Raw genomic sequence first — 23,271 nt, 5'->3', positions numbered from 1 at the left:
TGAATCTCGGCCCTTGACCGGGTTTATCCACAGGCGTAGAACTGGCCGTGCAAGCGCTGTCGATGACAGCACCCCAGGTGACCCGAACCTTAAAGGTCACGCCGCTCCCGCGGTGGTTCTCCCCAAGGGCGATTCGCATCCGGCAGCTCGCCCGGTCACCTCCCCGGTGATGGATGCCAACTACATTTCATGGCCTTCGTGCGCCAGACGACACTTCCTATTGCGCTGCCCTGCAGCAACCTATCCGCTTGGCCGAATCTTGCGCCAACCTGTGCCCGTCTCTTTCTTCTGGAAAGAGACGGGCACTTCTAACACTGCTGCAGCCCTGATCGCATATGGCTTTGCGGCAATCCCCCTCGTGACAATCGGCGTGACAAACGCCGATGTCACCAGCAACAGCGCTGTAGATGATGGTGCCGCAGACCAGGGAATGGACTGCACCTGACTGACAGTCAGGCATGCCCCGGTCATCGCATTGCTGCTTGCACCTGACTCAGGATCTTCAGGCGCTGGTCTCGTCAGCCAATGCTGCCTCCACCCGCCCACCGGTAACGGTGCTCAGGAGGCCAGATCATGAGATGCCCTTGCTCCCGGACGTAAGGAGCCGCCAGTCCTGCGTAGTGGACGTTCCCCCACAGGTCGCAGGGGCCTTGATCCCTGATAACACTCAACATTCTTGGCGGGATGACGTGGGGCGAGGACCGGAGAACGGCAGATGAGGTGACCGATATGGCATTGGTGGGTAGACGCGATGGTCGTAATTTCGGTTACGGCAGACAATTGAGCTACGCAGGACCGCAGGCGCTGAAAGACATGTTCGGCGGCGGCCACTACGGCACTGTGAAGGCACACTGTGATCGGTGGCAGTCATTCGTTAAGTGGTGCCGCTCCGAACAGGGGCCCGGTATCAATGATGCACGGCAGATTGATCGAAAGGTATTGGCCGACTATGCGGCGTATCTGCGCGACATTGTTAGGCGTGGTGATCTCGCCGTCAGCACCGCGCAAAACCGCCTATCCAGCGTTAACAGGACCATGGCAGCGCTTCGCGGTGATCACCATGTGAAACTGCCAAGTCCGAGCAAGGCATTGGGTATGCAGCGCAGCGGGGTTCGTCACGCAGTCCCTCAGGGCCAGAATCGCAAACAGGTTGAGCAGATCGTCGATGCGCTTTGCAGTCGCGACCAGAGACGGGCCGCCGCGATCGTATTGTTGGCGCGAGCCACAGGCATGCGCCTGCGTGAGACCATCTTGGCTGACCTGCCACGGCTAACCCGTGAGGCTAACGACCTAGGCAGAATTAATATTCAGGATGGCACCAAAGGCGGTCGTTCCGGCGCTTCGGCACCGCGTTGGATTGCGGTGGACGACCATATTCAAGGTGCGCTTGGGTTTGCACGGCAGGTGTCGCCTGCTGGTAGCCACAACCTAATTGCGCCACACGAAAGCTATCTGAATTTTCTGCAAAAAATCATCCGCCCTGTGCGGTGCATCCTGCATGCACACAACCTAAAAGGCTTCCATGAGCTGCGAGCGGCATACGCATGTGAGCGCTATGAACAAATCACCCAACACCGTGCCCCTATCAACGGAGGCCAGTATTACCTCGTAGATAAGAACCTTAATCGTGAGGCACGAAGGCAAATCAGCTATGAACTGGGGCACGGTCGAGTCGATGTGGTAGCTGCCTACATTGGAGGGCGCGCATGAGTAAGCCATTCGACATGGACCTATTCCTGGCAAGCGTTTTGACCGGTTCTTACTCCACCCGCCAACGCCACATTTGCCAGGCGAAGACAATTCAAGCAGCAATCGCTGAGCGGTGGAGTAGAGATAATCCATGGGCCTGGAAACGCAAACATATTGCTTGGTTTCTTGCAAACAAAAGAAATGGCCGAAGCGAAGCCACTTGGAATTACTATAAAATCACCATCAGATTAATAGTAAAGCGCCTTGAAAAACAAAACGCCTTTAAAAACATCCTATAACAAGCCAGCTCACCCTGCAGGTTTAGTTTTTACCTTTTTACCAGACCTATAACTAGACCCAACGCTGCGAAAATCAAACATGTTCATTTCAAAAGAAGATATCGACACTTGATTAGAACCATGAACATGAGTTACAAGTTTATCATAGCGCTCTTTATATGGCGCCTTTGCAACCGAACCGCCAAACTCTCCAGTATTAACCAGCGCAACATGCTGGTACATATGATAATACAAAGCATCCACCATTGAGTCAAATGTGGTCACATCTTGATTCAATGCAACGACCAAGTATGCATCCGACTTATCTTTCAAGTCAGCACTAATCTTTATATCAGTAGCATCGTAGCATACTGACCCCGAGAGCGTAAATCCTTTATCCTTCGGAAAAGCCGGGTGAACTAACTCAATTAACAGCTGATAAGGACGCCAAGGTTTCACCTTGCCTACTTCGTCCTTCATCATATTAAACTTACCTTGAAGCCTACTTATAAATTTCTTACCCGCTGAAAGCTTTTGAGGTATGAGCCATTTTGCTACATTATTAGGCCCCTCCACCCCATGAAGCTTCATAAAAGTTAAACCTGTAAAGATCATTGCCCCAGTTTTATTCGCGAGCTGATGCAAAATATCAACATCTTGTTCACTAACTGATAATTCTGGCCAAATTATAAGATCTATACTACTATCTTTGTAGTTAAGATCATCAATACTACGCTGACTATGAGCTTTGTGTAAAATTAACTCAGCAACAGAAGCTATGTGCCTACGGTGTCTGGACCTATATTTTGGTGTATCCAACATAAGCCCATGCTCTTGGAAGTCGCCCTTCAATGGCAACAAAGATTGGACCATAACAACCTTTAGTGACTTCTTGTCTTTCTGCCAATCAAAGCTAAATCTTTCTACATATGCAGGAATACCTGTCATCGTACAGAATAGTTTCTTCTGATACCTCAAGCGCTCAATTGTTAATTTCTGAAGGGATTTAATATCCCAAATTTTTGGCCATTCATAATTCCCCTCGTGCAAATTGGTTCCCGGCCATTGCAGTAAAGCAAACAAAAGACTGGAAACCCAGTTAGACATAGGTGCCGTCTCACCATTCAAAGCTTCAGGAGAGTGCATCATGCCTAACTGACGCTTCACAAAACTCGATCTCAAACCTATATATCGAGCCTGACTTGAGTCAGCAGAGCTCATTGAAGACCAGTCAACATTTCCCATTAAGCAACTACGGAGGAAGATGCCTAACCTGTATAGAGGCTTGTGATTTTCCTCGATCCATTCCGGCAAAGGAAATATCGGATCTTCATCGAAGTCAATCACGATACTGAATCGAACATCCAACGACTGAATCTTGCCCCAGTTTGAGCATGTTATCGTACACTTCCCTAGATCAATATTAGAAATGAGATCTAACGAATATTCAGTTAAAGAATCCAATTCACAATCGAAGTCACCACCACTCAGCAACGCCTGCAACAAAGCAAGAGCGGAATTCTCATGTGCAAACGGATTATCTGACCTTTTGACAACCCCAAGTAATGAAATAGGCTTTCCATTAAAACGGTTAAGGTCGCCGGTAATGGCCAACTGAAATAGGCCGGCCTTTTCCATAACGTCTTTGCATTCAGATATCCAACGGCAATCGTTATTTTTCGCATAATCAGCTAAGGCAGACAAAAAAGCTGGTGACTCAACAGCTATTTTTTTGCAAAATATTTTTACATCTAATCTACATAGACTACCGGCAGGCAAAGGAAAAACCTTTGCAAAAGCCTTTTCTAGCAAACAACTGACAGCACGAACAACCAATCCCTTATCACACGACAACTGATAGGATAGAAGTGCATTTGCCACAAAATCGGCGGCACTCATTTTTGCTGAAATATTACGATATCCCTTCATCATCTTTGTAATGACATTAAAATCATCACTACTTGTATCTTGATCTAAGGGAGAGTCATTTCTAACCAAGCAATAAAACATTGCCTGATCAATAAGATTTTTATGAGCAGACGAAGAAGAAATGATATTTACCGCTAGATTTTGCAGGTGCTCAAAAAAACCATTTGTGTCAGCATGCGCTGGAAATGTCCATTTATCTTTTGTGTGTATTACTGTTGCCGCATGACGAAAAATCTCCCCCAAACAATATTGAGCAACTTGCTGTTGGTGGACTTCAGCCTCACGCTGAGCGACCGACATTAGCTGACCCAACACAGGCTTCAGGACTCGCTTATCTGGAAATAGTTCTAATCCTTTTTTCAACAAAAGAGTTAAAGATGGATCTTTACTCCAACATGAAATAAATTTTCGGGCCATCCTTTCCTGTAGGTAATCCCAGGTTCCTGGTTTAGGGTTACCATTTTCATCTAGTTCTTGCGAAAAAAAACTTCGCTTTTGCTTCAACAAGGAATGAATCTTATTAGCCGAAAATCGTAACAGCGTGTCATCACGAACGTCATTACTAGGCGCTTCGATAATTGCAAGCGGGTTGGTGTTATCCTGATCAGTTTGGGAGTCTCGCAGACTGTCCGCCAGACCAATCAGTCCCTCCAGATGACCAAGCTGCTCATCTACTTCCGAGGCAGATAACGGGCCGCTGACCTTGCTTTGAATATCCTTAAGTTTCGTAGAAATTCCAGAACGCTTATATATAAACTTCTCTACTTTAGTCTTATCATGATTGAATTTCAGGCCAAGCGCTAGAAGATAGCAACCTATCTTTTCATCAATCACAGACCTAATTTCTTCCGAACGAATACCGTCGTCCACTAACAGAATCAATCTCATATCGTCGACATAGCGACAGTAATCTACAAGACGGATTTTATCCGAAAGATCTTGACCTATTAGAACCTGAGCTACCTCATCAAAATTCAAAAGATAAATATTCGCTAGAAAACCACCCACAACCAAGCCCTGCGGGATCCCACTTGGAATATTTTCTTGATCACTTTTGCATACTTCTTCATAAATAGCTGGACTAGCTGCGTCCCACTTCCAACTAACAAGGCTTTCTAGCAACCGCTCAACGATCGGATCTTGATTGTTATCACACAGGTCTCGAATACCAGACACTAACTTGTTACGATCTATATTATCGTAAAACTTAGCTATATCTAAATGAACTTCAAAGACTTGTTGCCCCTTGTGCTTCTGCTGCAGCGCCTCCGCTCCAAAATATAAAGGCCTGGCAAGGAATTTTTGGTAATCCGAAAAGTACTTACTATAGCTCGTACTGTTACCCCATGCGAATGTCGCATCAGAGTCCTTGAATTGACAATAGAGGCGATTACCATAATTCACTATTTTTTTCTGGTGGACTTCATTTAGAGGTGTAGCCGCATTACCTTGACTAGATTCGACCTTATTTACCAAGCACATCATGAGTGCCATCAGTAAGCATTGATCACGAATGGAAACATGGGCTAAAGGTCTAAGTGGTTTCGGTTTTTTTGCCTCGGGAGACCATCTATGAGTATAAGTTTCTGATGCATCAAAAGTCCAATCGTGCAACACCATATCTAATACATTTAGATCTTGAGCCTTAATAAAAGCCCAACGCTCAGCTTTAGGCGCAGGCACTAGCCGTAATGCGTCGAAAGAAAATTCAGGGCTCTTTAATTCTGCAATCCAATGATTGAGACGTTCATCTAGATCTAGTGCAGACCTATCGAGCTCAAAGTTGTCAGCGTACCAATTCGTCGACCGAATATACTGATGCGCCTTTTTCCAGGCTTGAGCAAGCACAACTTTATCTGTCAGATACTCAAAGGTAGGTTGTAGCGCACGATATTTACTTGCAAGTAATCCCATTTTTCATAGCTCAGAAATTTACAATCATTCTAATTTGTTGTACTAATTACAAACTAATTGAAATCACTACATATCGTATGCATACCTACCCCGCACTAACCATATCCGCGATTGGCTAAAATACGAAACCTAAATCACTGAAGATACTTCATGCACGAAAAGCTGTAACATGCTATTTCAGCTAATCACCTGAACGGCCAATTAAAAGCAAATTAAAACAACAGCTTCATACAAACTGCCTTGCATGCTTTGCAGCAACAAGTTCTTTATACTCTATTACCTCATGCACAACCGAGTGTATATGGTGGTTGGTGTCAATAGAGATCCAATCTGAAGACGTCCCCGAAAATTCACCCTTACTACAACGATAAATCTCATTGTCACCCCAACTGAACTTTTCTGTAGCCCAGTGACCTGATGCAATAACTAACCTTGCAAGCCCCTGATGCTGAGCACCTTTGAGCCCCTCTGTCAGAGGGTAACCTCTAGCGATGAACATCTCTTCCTGAATGGTATAACGAATTTTTCCGTTCGCATTCGACGGCCCACCTGTCTCTTTAGAATTGGGACCGCGGATGCCATAATCGCTAAAACCTAGCGACTCGAATCCCGGCTGTACAACCAAAGTTCTCCATGCAGACATCTCTTTGCGAAGAACCAAGCCAGTGCTATTTTGATCCTTAATCGCCGTAGATATAAAAGCAGGAAGCGAACAGCCCGCCACTCTAAAATTATTAAATCCAACTCTTTTCAACAAAGCTATCGCCTTTTCCGACTTAGACACAATATCAGGAACAGTGTGCTTTTGGGAGGATACGTCTCCAAAGTCGATCATAACCATGACAAGGACTGGATCAAGGTCCAAAGTATCAGTTATCTCATTCAGACGTTCTAATACAAAATCCTCTTCAGAGAGTTCCTCCACGGTATCTGAATCCATAACAAGACGCAGAACAAAATCACACGCTGAGGATAGGCGAGCTCCACGAAGCGCATTAACGTATACAGGATCATCCCATCGAACATAATCGACAACTAGATTTGTTTTAACGCGAAACGATTCCAGCTGGTTTCGTAGAAATGGAATAACATGCTCCCCACCCTCTGTTTGAGCATTAGTAGACCACTTTGGCATATCTAAGAAAATTTGACGACCTTTCCAAACAGTGGAGATCTCTGCAGCAATACCACTCAAATAGGATTCGATCGGAGGAAACAGCTGACCGCTAAGCTTTTCTAACTTATCATCGTTAATTGGTGAAATATCGAACCAAGGTACAATTTTTTCTGCCGCAAACTTTTTTAGCTCGGCAAGAGCAGTGAGTTCACCAGGTTTAGCTTTCAAAATTGGGACGTAAATAAGTTTCATAACTCACCATTAAGATTATTAGAAAGCATTTTTCTAACTTCGCCACGCCCCAACAAATCAGAAAACAACTGGTAGTTTTCTCTCTCTCGCTGGATTCTGCCTGCAATAATAGCAGGATGTATCTTTAGCTCTCTGGATAATTTATCTATGTTTTCCCTGCTGGGATCTAAGTAGGCGCCAGAGCGCTTCCAAGTAACCCTAGGTATACAAGCTTCTCTCGCTATTCGATTTGCTTCCGACTCTCTTCTATCTTCTGAAGAAGCATCTAAGTCATCTAGGAAAGCCTCTTCATTACCAATATGCTTCCATATATGAGCAACTTCGTGAAGCAACGTGAACCAGAAGTTATCTAACCGATCGTGCCTAAGCGTCAAGCCTATAACAGGAGTTCCATCTACATCTTTCAACGCAGCACCATCTAACATGGTACCCTTCAGATGAGGTTCAATTATCACTGCTATTCCATGCTTCTTAAGAAACTCGATTGCTAGGAGAGGTCCATTCTCAAACCAACTCAACTGGGCCAAATCCTTCAAAAATGAATTCGACAGCTTACTCTGGTCAAATGTACCTAAAAGATGACTACTCTCTCTAGCACGTTGAATAACCCTAAGAAGCCATACATACAGAGAATATTTCGTAGTCGGTGAGTATGCATCACCCAATGGTGTACGCCTGAATGCAGCCTCACCGAACTGCCATCCTATAAGGGACACGAACTCCCGAAGCGTTTCCTCAGTAGTTTTGGAGGCCTTCCCTATAGCTTTATCAATCCATCCCCTAGCAACCATCTCTTTCACTGGGAATCTAGACCAGTCAACTTCGTCGGTCGATTTCTTTTCTTCTGTATGGGATAACCCAAGTAAGGTCTCTGCCGAAATCCCCAATCCGACCGAGAGAGCCTTTATCATAGGAACAGTCAGGGGACGTTTGCGACCCAGAACTTCCGAAACCCTACTTCTAGTGCCAAAGTAAGGAATCAGATCTGCTTGCTTTAAATTTCTCTCGTGCATCCTAAACAGAATTGCATCGATTGGGTCAGGGGCATCTATCGGATGTTTTTTACTCTCATAATCTTCAATAAGAAGAATCAGAACCTCAAGGCGATTACTTTCTGAAGAACCAGGCTTAGGCATCATTGACATCAACCTATCCACTTCACTCAGATAAGCTCGATGCTGTTCTTCTGTTTTTATGACCTTAGTGTCCATCAATTTCTTCTGCACCTAATAGCGCGGTTATGAGGGCTATTTTTTGAGGAAACAAAATTTTCACCTCTAACCAGCACTTTGCTAAATTCACTTCAAAAATAAAAACACCGGACTTCCGCTCTTTTGCCGAGGGAAACTGGTCAAATAGATCAGATTCCTGCGTCCACACCGCATGGATAATTTCAGCAACCCACGCGCTGACCCACGTGTCAATTTCTGGTCCACGCCCTCTCAGCCTATCGAGTATGTCCTTGCCAACCAGATGCATAGTAATGTTCCCAATTTGGGATCAATATAAATCCCTTTCGAACGCGCGTCAATCGCATAAATTCCCAAAACGGGAACACCGCATGAATCCAATGGTAGCGTTTTACCATCGCCCGCAACAAGCAGCTGAATCTGTGGGGGATTGGCGGTGGATAGCTAGGGAAGCCCGCAAGAAATCTAGCTCGGCCACCATGCGCCGCATCGTTACTCTAGGTAGCAACGACACTGCTGCTGTGTCCCCACGTGTAAGGCCAGAAACTGCGCAGATTGTCACCTGCCGCCTCACGATTGGAGTCTGCCGACCTCGCAAAGCTAGGTGAGCGACTGCTTAGCAAACAGGCGGCAATTGGAAAGTGCCAACCACAGGAACGCACTGCCGCTCTATCTGCACACGCTATGAGGGCGAAGAAAAGGCCGCTGTTCGCTGGGCATAATCGTTATTGCGGTTAACCGAGCTACGCCCACCGACAAGCAGTGGAAGACTTGTTTTTTGACGGAACAATTCCCCACGCCCAAAGCAAGAACGCCGACAAGGAGTTCCGCCGGCAGACCGCACGTGAGAGAGAAAACACAAAAAATCTGCTCATACAGCGAAAACCCTTACAATCCAAGACCGGATTTCCTACACCTGATTCAGCCCCTCACCGATACCCAAGAGATAAGCCCGTGAGTCACTCAGACAGTTCATCAGCGCCACTGGTTGACGTAGTGAAGCTTGCCGCATCGCTCCAGCGGTTCGCAGATGATCGCGACTGGCAGCAGTTCCACTCCCCCAAAAATCTCATCCTGGCTCTCACTGGCGAGGTAGGTGAGCTCTGCGAGATTTTCCAATGGATGAGCGATGCGGATTCGATCTCCTCCGCAACAGATCCCGAAATCGGCCAAGCCATCAAGGATGAGCTGGCGGATGTTCTGATGTACCTGGTTCGCCTGAGCAGCGTACTTGGCATTGACCTCAACGAGGCGGTGACACAAAAACTCGCCTCGAATGACCAGAAGTACCCGGTAGATAAAGCCAGAAGCACCAGCAAAAAGTACGACCGACTCTGACCAACACGCACCTAAGGACAAACCGTGATCGTTTACGCTGCGACCAAACAGCAATTTCTTAAAGACAACGATAACGATGACATTGAGGAGGTGATCCTCAGGCACTACAAGGAAGCTACCGGCAAGAACGTCGGCTCCTCGGAAATCAGGTCGTGGCAAGGGTCCCTGACGTACATGGCCAAGGTCCTTAGAGATGAAGGCCTGCCGAGCGATGCAGGCCTGGCCATCGAATTGCACATCCCGCAGTCGTCGAAGCGAATCGACTTTCTACTCACCGGTCGCGACGAAAACCAGGCAAAAAAGGCCGTACTGATCGAGCTGAAGCAATGGAGTAAGGCCAACGCCACTACCAAGGATGCCATCGTCAAAACAGCATTGGGTGGCGGCCTCATTGAGACCATTCACCCGTCCTATCAGGTGTGGTCATATGCAGCGCTGTTGGAAGGCTTCAACGAGGCGGTGTATGACAAAAGCATCGAAATCCGTCCGTGCGCCTATCTCCATAACTACGTCAGCGACGGGGTCATAGATTCAGCCCACTATGAGCCCCACATCAGCAAGGCTCCGCTGTTTCTGAAAGGCCCGGAAGAGCTCAGTAAACTCAGAAACTTTCTGAAAAAGCATATAAGCCATGGCGACAACAAAGAGGTGCTGTACGAGCTGTCCGAAGGAAAAATTCGCCCATCCAAGGCGCTAGCCGAAGCCCTCGGGGGGTTGATGAAAGGCAAACCCGAGTTCGTATTGATTGACGATCAGAAAGCAATTTTTGAGTCGGCGCTGGCGGCGGCAAGCGAGGCCTCGGACCAAGCACCAAAGGTGATGATCATCGAAGGTGGGCCGGGCACCGGGAAGACTGTCCTGGCTATCAATTTGCTGGTGAAGCTCACCGAATTGAAGCTGATGAGCAAATACGTCTCCAAGAATGCTGCCCCTCGCAAGGTCTACGAAAGCAAACTGGTTGGCACCATCAAGCGCAGCCATTTCTCGAATTTCTTCTCAGGCTCTGGGGCATTCATCGACACTGAGCCCAACACATTCGATGCGCTTATCGTGGACGAAGCTCACCGGCTAAATGAGAAAAGTGGGCTTTATGGAAACCTTGGGGAAAACCAGATCAAGGAGCTGATTGACTCAGCGAAATGCTCCATTTTCTTTATTGATGAGGACCAGCGTGTAACCTTGAGCGATATCGGCAGCAAGCAGGCGATACGCGCCTTTGCAAAAGCCAAGGGTGCTGTGGTTGAAGAACACGTGCTGTCTTCGCAGTTTCGCTGCAGTGGTTCTGATGGTTACCTGGCATGGCTGGATGACACGCTAGGCATTCGCCCGACGGCAAATCCGACGCTTGAGACCCAAGAGTACGAGTTTAAGGTGTTCGACTCACCTCAGGCGATGCATGACGCAATCAACGAGAAAAACCACGGAAACAAAGCTCGTGTGGTCGCGGGCTATTGCTGGCCTTGGTTGAGCAAGAAAGACCCCACCGCTGCTGATATCGTGATTGGTGACTACAAACGCCAATGGAACCTGGATCAGGATGGCAGCCTATGGATCATCGCTGAAAACTCCATCGAGCAGGTTGGCTGCATTCATACCTGCCAAGGTTTGGAAGTCGACTACATCGGGGTGATTATCGGACCAGATCTGGTCGTACGTGACGGTCAGGTAGTGACATCCCCGGATGAGCGCGACAAGCACGATAAATCGATTCGCGGCTGGAAAAAAATGATGAAAGAGCAACCTGCCCTCGCGAAAAGTGAAACAGACCTGATCATCAAAAATACGTACCGAACCCTGATGACAAGGGGGATGAAGGGTTGCTACCTGTACTGCACTGACAAAGAGACGGCGCAATACTTCGAGAGTCGGCTTAGCCAATACAGCAATCATTGACGGTATCGTTTGCTAGGAGCCCCTGTACCGGCGAGCGCAGGGGCAACGATCAACAGTGCGACCATCTGCTTTATAGATTCGGCCACGATTCGTTTTTGGGCGCGATTCTCAAAAAGCACCGTCCATCGGAATCCAGGCCACGCAGCGTTCCAACTGGTATTCCAAGCAAGTTGATCAAAAAATTATTTACTAGCCAAAACAGGTAGATACCGACTGGTTTCAAATTACCCCGGCTCCACCAAATAAGCTATATAAATCAGGCACTTAGCGAATATCGCAAGTGCCTTTTTTGTGCTTGAATGGGTGGTTTTGGCTCGGTTATGCCAGCTTAATGACAGCTTTTATAGCGCCCTGTTCATCTACTGCCTGAGCGCTCTCCTACGATTGCGGATAGGCGCAGGGCTATCGAGGCGATGATGGGTGTTAAGGTTTTCGAGAGTGCCTTCAACGAGCTCAGGGCGCGTTTCGCCGGCCTGACGAAGGATGTATATCTGGTAGCACGCGAGCAGATGAAGGAGGAAACTGACCTTCTACGACTGTGCGGAGTTGAGTACGACGAAAAGCTCTATTTCAACGACCAAGCGGCTGACTTGGCTACCTACAGAACCACTGACGCCGGAGGCGTAACTATCAATTTTCTACGGGGCGGCAGTGGTCGTAGTGCGGTCTTCATTAACGAGAGCTGCATGCCTGAGGGTACCCGGGAGGATCTCGTTTGGCTCTGGCGGTACAACTCGCTACATCACGAGCTGATGCATGCCCTTGATTTTAATAAGCAGAAGAATTTCAACACCTCCACACGAACGATGGATCTAGTAGGTGCTGAAGTCTTCGCCGACCAAAGGACCTTGCTGCATTTGAAATCTAAAATGTCCAACGGATTCATGAAAATTGCCTTGCAGCAATATGTCCGAAACGCCCAGACGATGGGCAAAGAGGGGGGAATTAGGACTCAGATCTACCAGCGTCTCCTAACCAAAATTGATCAGAAAACCATAAATTACTGGATGACAATGGAAATCTAGAGGCACAGCTAATAATCCCCTGGCCCTGCTATGTGAGCTGATTTTGAAGGTGGGCGCGAAGCTTTGGGCCCAGAGTCCACTGAGCGCGCCATTGACTGGAACTATCTGATGAGCCATGCCCAGCTGGCGGTATGGCGCGGCAATCAACGCGCTACTACTGGGGGCACGGTTGCTCCTGGAGCGTCAGCAGAAATTACCCGAGCCGCTTACCGCACGAGAGATGGGCCAGAACAACTGGGACGGGATTGGCCTCGCAGGACATCGTGAATAATGCGCTTGCAATTCTGGTGGAACACGACTTCATCGTTGGCACGAGGTTGCCGGTGAGAAAGGTGGCTGCACATCGACACGCTATGCCTGGCGAAAAACGTAGCCTCGCCCGAGCCTGTTTGCTCAAAAGGTAGCCCTACCCCTGGCTGGGATACGAAACTACTGGCCAAACAGCGATATCCAACCTCATACCTACTGTGCTGAACGAGAACGCGTTTATACACCTGGGGCGACATATATTAGGGAACGCCAGACAGTTACATCGGTACCATGGCTTTCTGGTTGCGTAGTCGGTTGCACACGTCCAGTTTTTTCGATCAACCCTTGCCTATGAGCCCGACGCATCACCCCACCTAAGGCGCGCGCTTCACCAGGCTTCTGAAGTCCAGTTGCCCATATATCGTCAGGCGTGAACTCTGACTGTCTCTCAGCAACCTGACGCACTGCGGCGTATGCCAATTCGGCCCAAATGTTACCTGCCATGTGCCCCCCCTAAAATACCTTTCCAGAGATAATGTTTGCGGTTCGTACGTCAAGTAATCAGCACTAGAAAGGTTTCTCAACATGCCTCCCTGGAAATCACTCCAGCCCAACAACGCTCTGCTTAAACGGAGCACTGAATTGGTCCAGTGAACTGAAAACTGACTTGATTCCTATCCAGTTGCCCCTCGCGCTTTGCTCGTGTTCCCTAAGGAGCTAATAGCTGGTTCAAGCTAGACAGAGGGCTGACTCCGTCACGAAGCATGAAAATTTTATCGGGCTCACTCATAAACCAGGCAAACGACCCCCAGGCCAAGCCTGTGACGGTCTTCTTGAAGCCTGCCGACTCCCGATCCGCATACGCAGTGACAAAAGCGACTTGCGAGCGCTTGAAGCCGCCTTTGTCCGTCAGATCGAACAAGGCATCCTGGCGGCGCGCGGTGATTGCCCCATCGGTGGCCACCACCTCGATAAAGACGATCAAGGGATTGCTCGGTCCGAGATCCACCAGGATCAGATCGGGTAGATTCTTCTGCGCCTCGATGTCGAGTCCAATGGTGGAAGCCATGCGCAAGTCCTGCATGGCGACCTTGTTACTCGACTCACTGAGCCAAAGCACAGCAGGTTTCTCCAGGAACTGCTTGGCGAAGGCCTCAACGACTGCCCGTGAAATCAGCGAGCTGGGGCCATGGGAGAGTGTGCGCGTTTCACCGTTGGGGAAGCGTACAAGCACGCCTTCCTGGTCGGCAGCGCCCATACGCATCAGCGAAATCCGCGCAAGCGCGCCTTTGTTCAAGTGTTCATCTTGCCACTTGAGAATAGCGCCCTCTAACTCTTCGCCCTGGAGCGCAGGGTCGAACAAGGCAGCCAGATCAGTCTTGAGTGCATAGCGCGGCTTACCAGACGTAGTGGGCACGTCCTTGTCTTCCATGACGGCGCCAACTGCTACAAGACCTTCGCGGAGGGTCTCGTCGCGGATGGGTTCACGGGTGTTGTCGGCGTACCAGCGCTTGCCGGGAACCTCGTACGTTTTCTTACGCAAGTTAGACCTATAGCTGAGGCGCTCCTCGTCGCTGTCATTCGCCGCCTGTGCGTCGGTCATGCGATAGACATGCACCGGTCCCAGCCGAGCGCAGGAGTGCTCGACAGCCCCAATATACAGCATGGCAAATACAGTGCTTGCAGCTAGTTCGCGAATGCAGTAGATCCGATTCGGAGTTCCTTCCGGGAAGATCAGCGGGAGCCTTTCAGCGACCAGTTCCCTTGATACGTACGGTGGCAGCACTACATATCCCCTTCAAACAAACGACTGCATGCAGCCTCAATGGATTCGCGATCGGCACCAGCATCGACCAGCCGGGTTAGCTCCACGAGTTTATCGGGGCCTGGCAGCGGTAGCGACTCCAGCTCATAGGCAGAGACCGCGACAGAGCCACTTACGCAGCGAAACGCGCGGTCTGCTGCGGCGCTGTTGATAAATGCACCCAGCACCTCGGCGCTAACCTGGGGCACTTCGGTGATCGGCCGAATCATATTGATGTGGTTCTCGATGACGACGCCGCCATGCCTCTCTAGGAACTCAGCAGGCAGCGCTGCGGCAATCAGACGGCGACTCTGTTCCTTGGCCGTGGTGCGTTGCAGCAGAACGCAGGGCTTAGTGGTCACCAGCCAGTCATCCCCGACATTCAGCTCGAAGTAGGGTGCGTGGTTCTTCTTGTCTGCGCGGAACACGAAACGGCCGTCGGCAGTGATTGCCTCGGCCCAGATCAACGGTAGGCGTTTACTACTTGGGCGGTGTGCGAGCTGGCTCTTGAAACGGTTCCACACCAGAGGTCCGGTGCTCACGCCATATCCCCAATCGGCCAGACGATGGGGCATGTGTGTCAAGAGCTCGACCAAGGCGCTTTGCTCGGTCGTACGGGGCAAGAGCCAGGGCAGGGAAGGATCAGCCGGGAGGGCGATAGCGCCTGTCTGCTGGACCTCCAACCCGTCCCTGGAGGGGGCAATCTCGGCAACGACGACCGGAGTGCTATCCCCCCCGCGACGATAGGTCGCCAGGGCCGTTTCCTGCAGCACATCATCAAAAACGCCCTTACGGGCGGTGACGAAATCGATGGTCAGTGGCGGCGCTGAGCGCCCCAGCAAAGCCCGCAGATTCTTAAAGTAGACGCCGGCCAGGAATGAAGTCGGGGTGACGTAGGCAATCACGCCGCCCAACTTGGTGTGACGCAGCGCCAGATCGGTGAACAGCCCATACAGGTTGGCATGGCCATACAGCGAGCGCTTGTAGCGTTCGCGGGTCTCGGTATCGAGCTTGGCCCGACCATATGGAGGATTACCAATCACTAGGTCGAAACGGTCTTTCGGCAGGCTGCGGCGAAGCGAATCGCAAACCGTTACCATGACAGGCAGCTTGCGCCCAGCCAGCCGGCTAATCGGCAGTACCACAGCATCCAGGGTGACCTGGCTGAGCCAGGCACCGAAGGGATCAATCTCGTAGCCGCGCAAGCGGTTGCCTATGCTCTGCATCAGTAACTTCGGGCTGCAATCCTTCTGCTCGTCCATTATCCGCTGGGCGATGGGTGCCAGGAAGGCTCCTCCGCCGCAGGCTGGATCAAGCACGCGACACTTTGCCCAGTCAAGATTGGCTGCCGTTATTTGGTCGAGCAGACGGGCAGTCAAAGCAGGTGGAGTGTAGAAAATGCCGTACTCCCCGCGATGTTCTGCTGGGAGCATGCCGGTATAGGTAAGACCAATCTGGTAGGCGGCGGTCTCGGCATCAAATTTAGCGGCAGTGCGACCGATGGTTTCCGCGAGTGTGGCGGCAGCCTCTGGCAGCGGCTCGGTAGGGAACGGCTGGAGCGGTGAGCGTAGTTCCTGGGGAACGATGTCGACGCTGCTCAGACCACACCACCAAGCCTCGATCAGGCGAACGCCGAAAGCACGCGCTAGGGCCAGTTGGTGATCCGCTGGGAAAGTGGTAGCCAGGGCGCGAGCCATGACTCTGGCGGAGGCCAGTACTTGGCTCGGGGATTCCGCAGCCGTTTGGTCTGCCTGCCGTGCCTGTTTTGTCTGTGCCGTGCGAGCCATATTTCCCCCTTTTTTCGCGGGCCGTGATTCTACAGGATTCGGCATCCCGCCGACCGCTTTTGCGCAATATTGCGTGATTACGTGATACTCAACAATCGCAGGGCGCCAGTTACGCAACCGAACTACCCCTCAGTTCGAGCCAGGCCAGATGGTACGCAACGTCTTCGGCGAGCGTTTGGTAGTCGCGTCCCAACTGGATGCCAAGTCTTTGTTGAGGGTAGAACCGACTGGTATCACCCAACAAAGCTGATTCCATACAGCACAAAGCCGTCTGCTGAAGAACAGGCCATGGCATAACCCGTGCCCCCCGCTCTCTCTATCGGCGAGATGCGCTTAAAGAATACTGTTCAAATATACAGCATAACTGAGCTCGCGCCATTTCTTTCCAGGCCTCATAGAGAGTCGCCAAAAGCTTGAGTATGTCGCCAGCAACGACATGTCTACTGCAACGTTTTCTGCCCTCACCAGACACGCCTCGATGATGCTGTCAGCAGACGCGCACCCGATGTGGGTGGAAAGACGGGACATTCTGACTGGACTATGATCGCCAGGGTATATGAAAGGTGGATGCCATCAGGCGATACGCATGCCGGCGGCAAAGCTGAGTGCATGTGAATGGTCAAAAAGGAGAAGGTAAATGACAGAACTGGATAGAGTTATGCGAGGGCCTAGTGAGGACACAAGAGCTATCGCATTGTTACTTAGTGCGAAACTTGAGAGTCAGGCACTGTCCATCATCTACATGACAATCGATCGCGCGGCATGGGTGATATCGGAAAAAGAGGAAATCGATAAAAACGATTTCATCGCCTGGGCTCAAAAATTTCTAATCGCCGATAACGAAGTGGACTTCACCGGTCTTGATCTATGGGCGGCCAGGTGCGGTCTACTCCATACAGGCGCGGCAGAATCCCGTGATTATCGAAGAAACGGCGCAAACTTGATTTATTACAAGGTCAAAGCCGAAATGGCAGAGGAAAAAGTTTTAATTCTGATCGGTGATTGGCTGACAGAACTTGGAGTAACTCCTGAACGTGTACGATTTGTGGATTACTTCTGGCTAGCACATGAACTGATTGAAGCCTTGCAGCGATTCGAGGCATGGCTTAGGAACGAGCCGGAAATTTGTGCGAGGGCGGCCGCCAAGGCGGATCGACAAATATCATTCCAGCCATTGCCGAAAGAATGACAGCGTTATAGCAGCTACAGACTGTTACTCACGTAATTGCTGAATCAGACGCAGGTTCAAATCCCCCCGCCGCCCCCAATCCAAATAAAAGAAGACGCCAATTGGCGTCTTTTTTATGCCCAGAATTCAGTCACCTAAAGCTCCAACGACCGCCCCATCCCCACTCCAATCACCCCACCTCCCCCACAAACCCCTCATACCCCCGCAACGCCCGCCCAAGAATCCCCTCAATCCTCCCCACCGCCCCCTCCCCCGCCCGCATCCCAAACGCCTGAATCCCTTCCATCATCAGCCGCATGTCATACGCCAACCAGGCCGGCCCATACGCTGCCAACTGCCCTTCGAACGCCGCGACGTCATCCCCGCCGTAAGCAATCTCACGCCCCAACGCCTCACTCCAGATCCGCGCCACGGCCGCGCCGGTGAGCGCTTGGGGCCCGACCAGGTCCAGGGTTAATCGGTCGAGCGCCGAGGGTGATCGGTCGCGCCGCAGCAGCTCAGTCACGGCGACGTCGGCGATGTCGCGTGTGTCGATCATCGAGACGCCCGCCGAGCCGATGGGCATGGGGTAGACGGAGTAGTCCTGGATCGCCTGCAGGACCATGCGGTCGTTTTGCATGAAGTAAGCCGGGCGCAGGATGGTGGCGGGGATGTCGAGGCTTTCGATCATGCGTTCCACCGTGTGCTTGCCGGTGAAGTGCGGGACGTTGGTGAACGTGTCGGCGTGGATCACCGAGAGGTAGACGATGCGTTCGATGCCGGCCTCTCGTGCGAGGTTCAGGGTGATGAGGGCCTGGGTGACTTCGTCGGGCGTGACGGCGTTGAGCAGGAACAGCGTGCGTACCGAGGACAGTGCTGCGCGCATCGAGGGGACGTCGATGAGGTCGGCGACGACTTCGGTGACGCCTGCCGGGAATTCACGTTTGCCCGCCTGGCGCACCAGGGCTTTGACGTCGGCGCCGGCGTCAGCCAAGCCTTGGGTGACGAGTGAACCGATGGTGCCGGTGGCGCCGGTAACGAGAATGCTCATGTTGAAAACTCCTGCAATGGGTTGAAAGTGCGATTGCGTTCGAACGGCCTGGGCGTGCTTGGTTTGGCTCGGCCGTTCGATGGAGCGACAGTATTGCGTTGCACTTGGAAAACGAAGACCACAGAATCCAGACACATCGTTTCAAAAACGGAACACCATGAACCTGAACGCGCTGATCGATTTCATCCTCGTCGCCACCCACGAGGGCTTGGGCAAGGCAAGCCGTGCGAGCGGTATTTCCAAGGCCACGCTGTCGCGGCGGATCGCCGAGCTGGAAGAGCAATTGGGGGTGAGGCTGATCGAGCGCAGTGCGCGCGGGTTGAAGCTCACCGAGGCGGGCGAGCGGCTGATGGCTCGGACGGAGGGTCCGCTGGGTGAGGTCGGCGAAGCCATGACGGCGGTCCGCGAGGGTGTTTCAACGCCGCGCGGTCGCTTGCGGGTGGCTGCGCCGGTGTTGTTTTCCCAGCTCGCGATGGGGCGTATCGGGGCTGAGTTCTGCGCGGCCTATCCGGAGGTGGTGATCGATGTCGTGGCCGAGGATCGCACGGTGGACCTGGTGGAGGAGCAGTTCGACGTCGCCATCCGGATCAACCCCAGCCCGGACAGCAACCTGGTCGGTCGCTGCTTCGCCAGGGACCGGTTGGTCGTCGTCGCGGCGCCTGGAATCCCCAAGCCGCTGCCCGGGGCCATCCGCGCCGTGCCCGCTGTCGTGACGTCGTTTTTCCAGCCCACTCAGTGGAGTCTCGATGGCGGGAAGCTGATGCTGGAGCCGATTCCGAAGCTGCAATTTTCCTCGCTGCTGATGGTCCGCGATGCGGTGATCGCCGGGGGCGGTGTCGCGCTGATTCCGCAGTCCATCGCCTGGCAACAGTTGGCCCGTGGCGAGTTGGTTGAGTGGGGCACGGTGCCGGGCGCCGAACCCGCGCTTTGGGTCCTGCATACGTCCAGGCGCCTGGCGGCACCCAAGGTTCGCGCGTTCGTGGACTTTATTTGCGCGGCGCACCCGGACATGTCGTTGGTGTTGAGGGGGTAGCGTGGCGTGTGCCCCTGGGCACTAATGCGACGACACATAAATCGAAGATGCCGTCGGCGCGGGCAACGCATAAGTCGCCTTCATCCACTCCACCTCGGCCTGGGGCGTGCGGCCGAACAGGCGCTTGAATTCGCGGCTGAATTGCGAGGCGCTTTCGTAGCCGACGCTGAATGCCGCCGTCGAGGCGTTCATGGCGTTGCGCAGCATCAGCAGTCGCGCCTGGTGCAGGCGCGTGGACTTCAGGTATTGCATGGGCGAGGCGTCGGTCACGCTGCGAAAATGCAGGTGGAAGCTGGGCACGCTCATGTTGGCCTCGCGGGCGAGGGTCTCGACGTCCAGGCGTTGCGGGTAGCTGCTGTGGATCTTGCGGATCGCACGGGTGATCTGGCCGAAGTGGCCCTGGCGGCTCAGCGCCGCGCGCATCGAGCCGCCCTGCTCGCCGGTGAGGATGCGGTAGTAGATTTCCCGCACCAGCGACGGCCCGAGAATGTGCGCTTCGCCCGGTGTGGCCATGGCTTCCAGAAAGCGTAGCATCGAGGTGCACAAGCCATCGTCCATGGGCGAGGCGTACATGCCCTTGGGCGGGGCATCGCTGGGGCCGAGCGCTTCGTCGACCTGCAGCATCAATTCGCTCGCCAGTTGCAGGTCCAGGCGCATGTAGACCGCCAGCATGGGCTCGGCCTCGCTGGCGTCGGTCTCCATGGTGAAGGGCACGGGAACGGAGACGACCAGGTAGTGCTGGGCGTCATAGACGTAGACGTCGTCCCCCAGGTACCCGCGCTTGCGCCCCTGGCACAGGATCACGATGCCGGGGTCGTACAACACCGGCGTGCGACTCAGTGGCCGGTTCGAGCGCAGGAAGCGCACGTCGTCCAGCGCACTGAGGTTGTAGCCTTCCACCGGCGCCAACCGTTCCATCAACGTCACCATGCGCGCGGTGCGCGGGTCGGCCTGGGTCATTCACGTCTCCTTCAGGTTGCTCAGCCGTCGGTCGAACGGGTCAGCGCTTCCCACTGATCGATCTCACTGGCCGTCCGGCTGAGCTTATCGCGCACCAGCCTCAGTGCATCGCTGCCCAGCAGCAGATGGGCGGGCGGCGCCGGGCTGGCGATCACCTGCAACATCGCTTGCGCGGCCTTGCGAGGGTCGCCCAGTTGCCGGCCGCTCTTCGCCTGGCGTGCCTGGCGAACCGGGTCGAAACTGGCGTCGTAGTCGGCGATGCTGCGGGGCGTGCGTTGCATCGAACGACCGGCCCAATCCGTTCGAAACGAACCGGGGGCGACGGCGGTCACGAAGATGTTGAACGGTTGCAGTTCCTGGCTCAAGGTATCGGAGATCCCTTCCAGGGCAAACTTGCTCGCGCAGTAGTAGGCGATGCCCGGCATCGTGATGGTGCCGCCCATCGACGTGATGTTGAGGATATGCCCGGCCCGGCGCTGGCGAAAATAGGGCAGGAACGCCTTGGTCACGGCCACCGCGCCGAACACGTTGACGTCGAACTGGCGCCGCATCTCATCCAGCGGCGATTCTTCGAAAATACCTTCATGGCCGTAGCCGGCATTGTTGACCAGCACATCGACCGGGCCGTGGGCGGCTTCGGTGGCGGCGACCACGCTGTCGATCCGGGCGAAGTCGGTGACATCGAGCAGAACGCCATGGGCCCGCTCGGCAGACAATTGCTCGAAAGCCCGCAACGCCGCCTCGCTGCGCACGGTGCCGATGACGCGATGACCGGCCGCCAGCGCTTCCTGGGCCAGGGCGCTGCCCAAGCCACTGCTGACGCCGGTGATGAACAGGGTTTTCAGGTGGTGCATGACGAGCTCCCATGGGTAGATGTGCGCCATGGTAGCCACCGGCACCCGGGCCACCTATGCCGGTTTGCCTTGCAACCTTGCCTATTCCTATCAGGGCAAGGCATCGCGTGGCGAACGGCGTATCGCGCAGATTTGCCCTGGCGTCTGCGGCCTGAATATAATGCGATTCATTATCAATTATGTAGTTTCCGGGATGCTGATGCGCAGCAACGACACTCTGGGCAATGCCGATCTTGCGCTGCTCTATCGCAGCCACCACTCCTGGTTGCACAGTTGGTTGAGCCGACGCATCGGGTGTCGCGAAAGCGCGGCGGATCTGGCGCAGGACACCTTCGTGCGTCTGCTCAAGTCTCGCCAATCCAGCCCCTTGCGCGAGCCTCGTGCCTACCTGAGCAGCATCGCCCGTGGGCTGATGATCGACCGGTACCGTCGTCGCGAACTGGAACGTGCCTACCTCGAGAGCCTCGCGCTGTTCCCGGCCCAAGACGTTCCTTGCGAAGAAGAACGGCTGCTGATCCTCGACAGCCTCGAACGGATCGACCGCCTGCTGGACCTGCTCAAACCGAGGGTTCGCGAGGCATTCCTGCTGGCCCAGCTCGACGGCCTGACCTGCCAGCAGATCGCCGACAAGTTGTGCGTGTCCCGCTCCACGGTCGAACGCGACCTGGCCAAAGCCCTGCAACACTGCTATCGCTTGCGTTATGCCGAACAGTGACGCGCGGGTGCTGGAGGCGGCGGTAGTCGACCAGGCGATCCACTGGCTGGTGCGCCTGCGCTTCAATCCGGCCGATGAACACACCCAGCGCACGTTCGAGCACTGGTTGCAGCAGCGCCCGGAGCATTTGCAAGCGTGGCGGCGAGTGGAAGCGCTTGGCGATGACTTCGCCGGCCTCCCGCCGGATCTCGCCCGGCGCACCCTCAAGGGCAGCCGCGCGGGCCTGCATCGACGCCAGGGCCTGAAGCTGCTGGGCGTGTTGGCCACGGTGGGCGGCGCGGCCTGGCTGGCCCGGGACTACACACCGCTGCCGGCCCTGTTCGCCCAACAACACAGCGGCACCGGCGAGCGCAAACGCGTCCAGCTCGATGACGGCAGCGTGATCCAGCTCAACAGCGACAGTGCCATCGACAGCTATTTCGATGCACAGCGGCGCCTGGTCATCCTGCGGCGCGGCGAGATCATCGTGAACACCGGCGCAGATGCCGGCGCAGCTCAACCGCGGCCTTTCTGGGTCCAGACCCGGGATGGCCTCGTTCGCAGCCGCGATGCCCGGTTCCTGGCGTACGCCCGTGATGACGGGACCCTCCTCTCGGTACAGCGCGGCGCCGTCACGGTGTTTCCCGGCACGCGCCAAACCCCGCTCAACGCCACCGTCCAGGCGGGGAGCCAACGGCTGATCACCTCCACGGGCGTGGCTGAGTTCAAGGATAACGGCCTGGACCCCTGGGGTTGGAGCGACGGGGTGATCAGCGCTCGCGACATGCGCCTCGGCGACTTCATCGAGGCCTTGTCGCGCTATCGCCCCGGCGTGCTGCGCTGCGCCGAAGAGGTCGCGGGCCTGCGCGTTTCCGGCACGTTCCAGCTCGCCAATACCGATCAGGTGCTGGCGTTGGTCGCGCAGTCACTGCACCTGCGCATCGATTACCGAACCCATTATTGGGTGACGTTAAGCGCCGACAGCTGAGCTTTTTTGGTCGCGGGCCGATACCAAATAAAAATGAGGTGATTTCTCATTCTCGTTC

Annotated in this window: 18 protein-coding genes and 1 pseudogene; 10 read left to right on the top strand and 9 right to left on the bottom strand. The window is 53.4% G+C overall.

Annotation, left to right across the window (positions count from 1 at the left end):
- Positions 1–729 precede the first annotated feature (729 nt).
- Both Q6A48_RS10395 and Q6A48_RS10390 read left to right on the top strand, forming a co-directional pair.
- Entirely contained in the window at positions 730–1,710 is a 981-nt protein-coding gene (locus Q6A48_RS10395) for an integrase domain-containing protein (protein WP_304554030.1), read from the top strand.
- Positions 1,707–1,988 carry a hypothetical protein gene (locus tag Q6A48_RS10390; RefSeq protein WP_176683253.1) on the top strand — a complete coding sequence of 94 codons (282 nt, stop codon included), beginning with the start codon at positions 1,707–1,709 and terminating at the stop codon, positions 1,986–1,988. The genes Q6A48_RS10395 and Q6A48_RS10390 overlap by 4 nt, the downstream gene beginning before the upstream one ends.
- Positions 1,989–1,997: 9 nt before the next feature.
- On the opposite strand, the gene Q6A48_RS10385 is transcribed toward Q6A48_RS10390, so the two are convergent.
- The 4 genes from Q6A48_RS10385 to Q6A48_RS10370 all read right to left on the bottom strand — a co-directional run bounded on the left by Q6A48_RS10385 (position 1,998) and on the right by Q6A48_RS10370 (position 8,658).
- Positions 1,998–5,810 carry an RNA-directed DNA polymerase gene (locus Q6A48_RS10385; protein WP_304554029.1) on the bottom strand — a complete coding sequence of 1,271 codons (3,813 nt, stop codon included), beginning with the start codon at positions 5,808–5,810 and terminating at the stop codon, positions 1,998–2,000.
- 226 nt (positions 5,811–6,036) lie between these two features.
- On the bottom strand, positions 6,037–7,179 hold the full coding sequence (locus tag Q6A48_RS10380) for a beta family protein (RefSeq protein ID WP_304554028.1): 1,143 nt from the start codon (positions 7,177–7,179) through the stop codon (positions 6,037–6,039).
- Positions 7,176–8,390 (bottom strand): ImmA/IrrE family metallo-endopeptidase, encoded by a 1,215-nt coding sequence (locus tag Q6A48_RS10375; RefSeq protein ID WP_176683250.1) that lies wholly within the window; start codon positions 8,388–8,390, stop codon positions 7,176–7,178. The genes Q6A48_RS10380 and Q6A48_RS10375 overlap by 4 nt, the downstream gene beginning before the upstream one ends.
- The gene (locus Q6A48_RS10370; RefSeq protein WP_176683249.1) at positions 8,380–8,658 is read right to left on the bottom strand and encodes a type II toxin-antitoxin system HigB family toxin; all 279 of its coding nucleotides are present in this window, start codon (positions 8,656–8,658) and stop codon (positions 8,380–8,382) included. The genes Q6A48_RS10375 and Q6A48_RS10370 overlap by 11 nt, the downstream gene beginning before the upstream one ends.
- Positions 8,659–9,323: 665 nt before the next feature.
- Here Q6A48_RS10370 and Q6A48_RS10365 point away from each other — a divergent pair.
- The 3 genes from Q6A48_RS10365 (at position 9,324) to Q6A48_RS10355 (ending at position 12,625) form a co-directional block, all read left to right on the top strand.
- Entirely contained in the window at positions 9,324–9,707 is a 384-nt protein-coding gene (locus Q6A48_RS10365; RefSeq protein ID WP_176683248.1) for a nucleotide pyrophosphohydrolase, read from the top strand.
- A gap of 24 nt (positions 9,708–9,731) precedes the next feature.
- Positions 9,732–11,600: a DUF2075 domain-containing protein gene (locus Q6A48_RS10360; RefSeq protein WP_304554027.1), complete on the top strand. Its 1,869-nt coding sequence runs from the start codon at positions 9,732–9,734 to the stop codon at positions 11,598–11,600.
- 416 nt (positions 11,601–12,016) lie between these two features.
- A complete protein-coding gene (locus Q6A48_RS10355) occupies positions 12,017–12,625 on the top strand; it encodes a hypothetical protein (RefSeq protein ID WP_304554026.1) in 609 nt (202 codons plus the stop codon).
- Positions 12,626–13,583: 958 nt separating this feature from the next.
- Here the strand turns inward: Q6A48_RS10355 and Q6A48_RS10350 are convergent.
- Positions 13,584–14,660 carry a BsuBI/PstI family type II restriction endonuclease gene (locus tag Q6A48_RS10350; RefSeq protein WP_304554025.1) on the bottom strand — a complete coding sequence of 359 codons (1,077 nt, stop codon included), beginning with the start codon at positions 14,658–14,660 and terminating at the stop codon, positions 13,584–13,586.
- Complete coding sequence (locus tag Q6A48_RS10345; RefSeq protein WP_304554024.1) at positions 14,660–16,582, bottom strand: HsdM family class I SAM-dependent methyltransferase; 1,923 nt, start codon at positions 16,580–16,582, stop codon at positions 14,660–14,662. The genes Q6A48_RS10350 and Q6A48_RS10345 overlap by 1 nt, the downstream gene beginning before the upstream one ends.
- A gap of 346 nt (positions 16,583–16,928) precedes the next feature.
- Here Q6A48_RS10345 and Q6A48_RS10340 point away from each other — a divergent pair.
- Both Q6A48_RS10340 and Q6A48_RS10335 read left to right on the top strand, forming a co-directional pair.
- A pseudogene (locus Q6A48_RS10340) lies at positions 16,929–17,080 on the top strand (site-specific integrase); the annotation flags it as partial.
- Positions 17,081–17,102: 22 nt separating this feature from the next.
- Positions 17,103–17,654 (top strand): hypothetical protein, encoded by a 552-nt coding sequence (locus tag Q6A48_RS10335; protein WP_304554023.1) that lies wholly within the window; start codon positions 17,103–17,105, stop codon positions 17,652–17,654.
- Positions 17,655–17,823: 169 nt separating this feature from the next.
- On the opposite strand, the gene Q6A48_RS10330 is transcribed toward Q6A48_RS10335, so the two are convergent.
- Entirely contained in the window at positions 17,824–18,684 is an 861-nt protein-coding gene (locus tag Q6A48_RS10330) for an NmrA/HSCARG family protein (RefSeq protein WP_304554022.1), read from the bottom strand.
- A gap of 157 nt (positions 18,685–18,841) precedes the next feature.
- On the opposite strand from Q6A48_RS10330, the gene Q6A48_RS10325 reads away from it, so the two are divergent.
- Positions 18,842–19,717 carry a LysR family transcriptional regulator gene (locus Q6A48_RS10325; protein WP_304554021.1) on the top strand — a complete coding sequence of 292 codons (876 nt, stop codon included), beginning with the start codon at positions 18,842–18,844 and terminating at the stop codon, positions 19,715–19,717.
- Between the two features lie 21 nt (positions 19,718–19,738).
- Here Q6A48_RS10325 and Q6A48_RS10320 read toward each other — a convergent pair whose 3' ends face one another.
- Both Q6A48_RS10320 and Q6A48_RS10315 read right to left on the bottom strand, forming a co-directional pair.
- Positions 19,739–20,677 carry an AraC family transcriptional regulator gene (locus Q6A48_RS10320; protein ID WP_304554020.1) on the bottom strand — a complete coding sequence of 313 codons (939 nt, stop codon included), beginning with the start codon at positions 20,675–20,677 and terminating at the stop codon, positions 19,739–19,741.
- A gap of 20 nt (positions 20,678–20,697) precedes the next feature.
- Positions 20,698–21,531 (bottom strand): oxidoreductase, encoded by an 834-nt coding sequence (locus Q6A48_RS10315; RefSeq protein ID WP_304554019.1) that lies wholly within the window; start codon positions 21,529–21,531, stop codon positions 20,698–20,700.
- Between the two features lie 199 nt (positions 21,532–21,730).
- Here Q6A48_RS10315 and Q6A48_RS10310 point away from each other — a divergent pair, with 199 nt between their 5' ends.
- Entirely contained in the window at positions 21,731–22,246 is a 516-nt protein-coding gene (locus Q6A48_RS10310) for a sigma-70 family RNA polymerase sigma factor (RefSeq protein WP_304554018.1), read from the top strand.
- Entirely contained in the window at positions 22,233–23,213 is a 981-nt protein-coding gene (locus Q6A48_RS10305; RefSeq protein WP_304554017.1) for a FecR domain-containing protein, read from the top strand. Before Q6A48_RS10310 ends, Q6A48_RS10305 begins: the two co-directional genes overlap by 14 nt.
- Positions 23,214–23,271 lie beyond the last annotated feature (58 nt).

It is taken from the genome of Pseudomonas citrullilanati, from assembly GCF_030580855.1.
GTDB lineage: Bacteria > Pseudomonadota > Gammaproteobacteria > Pseudomonadales > Pseudomonadaceae > Aquipseudomonas > Aquipseudomonas citrulli.
This window is presented reverse-complemented; position numbering and strand designations above follow the sequence as displayed.

Bases quoted from the DNA above. Each gene is read 5' to 3' on its own strand.
- Q6A48_RS10315 (WP_304554019.1), bottom strand. From the start codon at position 21,531: ATGCACCACCTGAAAACCCTGTTCATCACCGGCGTCAGCAGTGGCTTG.
- Q6A48_RS10320 (WP_304554020.1), bottom strand. From the start codon at position 20,677: ATGACCCAGGCCGACCCGCGCACCGCGCGCATGGTGACGTTGATGGAA.
- Q6A48_RS10335 (WP_304554023.1), top strand. From the start codon at position 17,103: ATGACAGAACTGGATAGAGTTATGCGAGGGCCTAGTGAGGACACAAGA.
- Q6A48_RS10395 (WP_304554030.1), top strand. From the start codon at position 730: ATGGCATTGGTGGGTAGACGCGATGGTCGTAATTTCGGTTACGGCAGA.
- Q6A48_RS10325 (WP_304554021.1), top strand. From the start codon at position 18,842: ATGAACCTGAACGCGCTGATCGATTTCATCCTCGTCGCCACCCACGAG.
- Q6A48_RS10380 (WP_304554028.1), bottom strand. From the start codon at position 7,179: ATGAAACTTATTTACGTCCCAATTTTGAAAGCTAAACCTGGTGAACTC.
- Q6A48_RS10355 (WP_304554026.1), top strand. From the start codon at position 12,017: ATGGGTGTTAAGGTTTTCGAGAGTGCCTTCAACGAGCTCAGGGCGCGT.
- Q6A48_RS10310 (WP_304554018.1), top strand. From the start codon at position 21,731: ATGCGCAGCAACGACACTCTGGGCAATGCCGATCTTGCGCTGCTCTAT.
- Q6A48_RS10390 (WP_176683253.1), top strand. From the start codon at position 1,707: ATGAGTAAGCCATTCGACATGGACCTATTCCTGGCAAGCGTTTTGACC.
- Q6A48_RS10385 (WP_304554029.1), bottom strand. From the start codon at position 5,810: ATGGGATTACTTGCAAGTAAATATCGTGCGCTACAACCTACCTTTGAG.
- Q6A48_RS10370 (WP_176683249.1), bottom strand. From the start codon at position 8,658: ATGCATCTGGTTGGCAAGGACATACTCGATAGGCTGAGAGGGCGTGGA.
- Q6A48_RS10330 (WP_304554022.1), bottom strand. From the start codon at position 18,684: ATGAGCATTCTCGTTACCGGCGCCACCGGCACCATCGGTTCACTCGTC.
- Q6A48_RS10305 (WP_304554017.1), top strand. From the start codon at position 22,233: ATGCCGAACAGTGACGCGCGGGTGCTGGAGGCGGCGGTAGTCGACCAG.
- Q6A48_RS10375 (WP_176683250.1), bottom strand. From the start codon at position 8,390: ATGGACACTAAGGTCATAAAAACAGAAGAACAGCATCGAGCTTATCTG.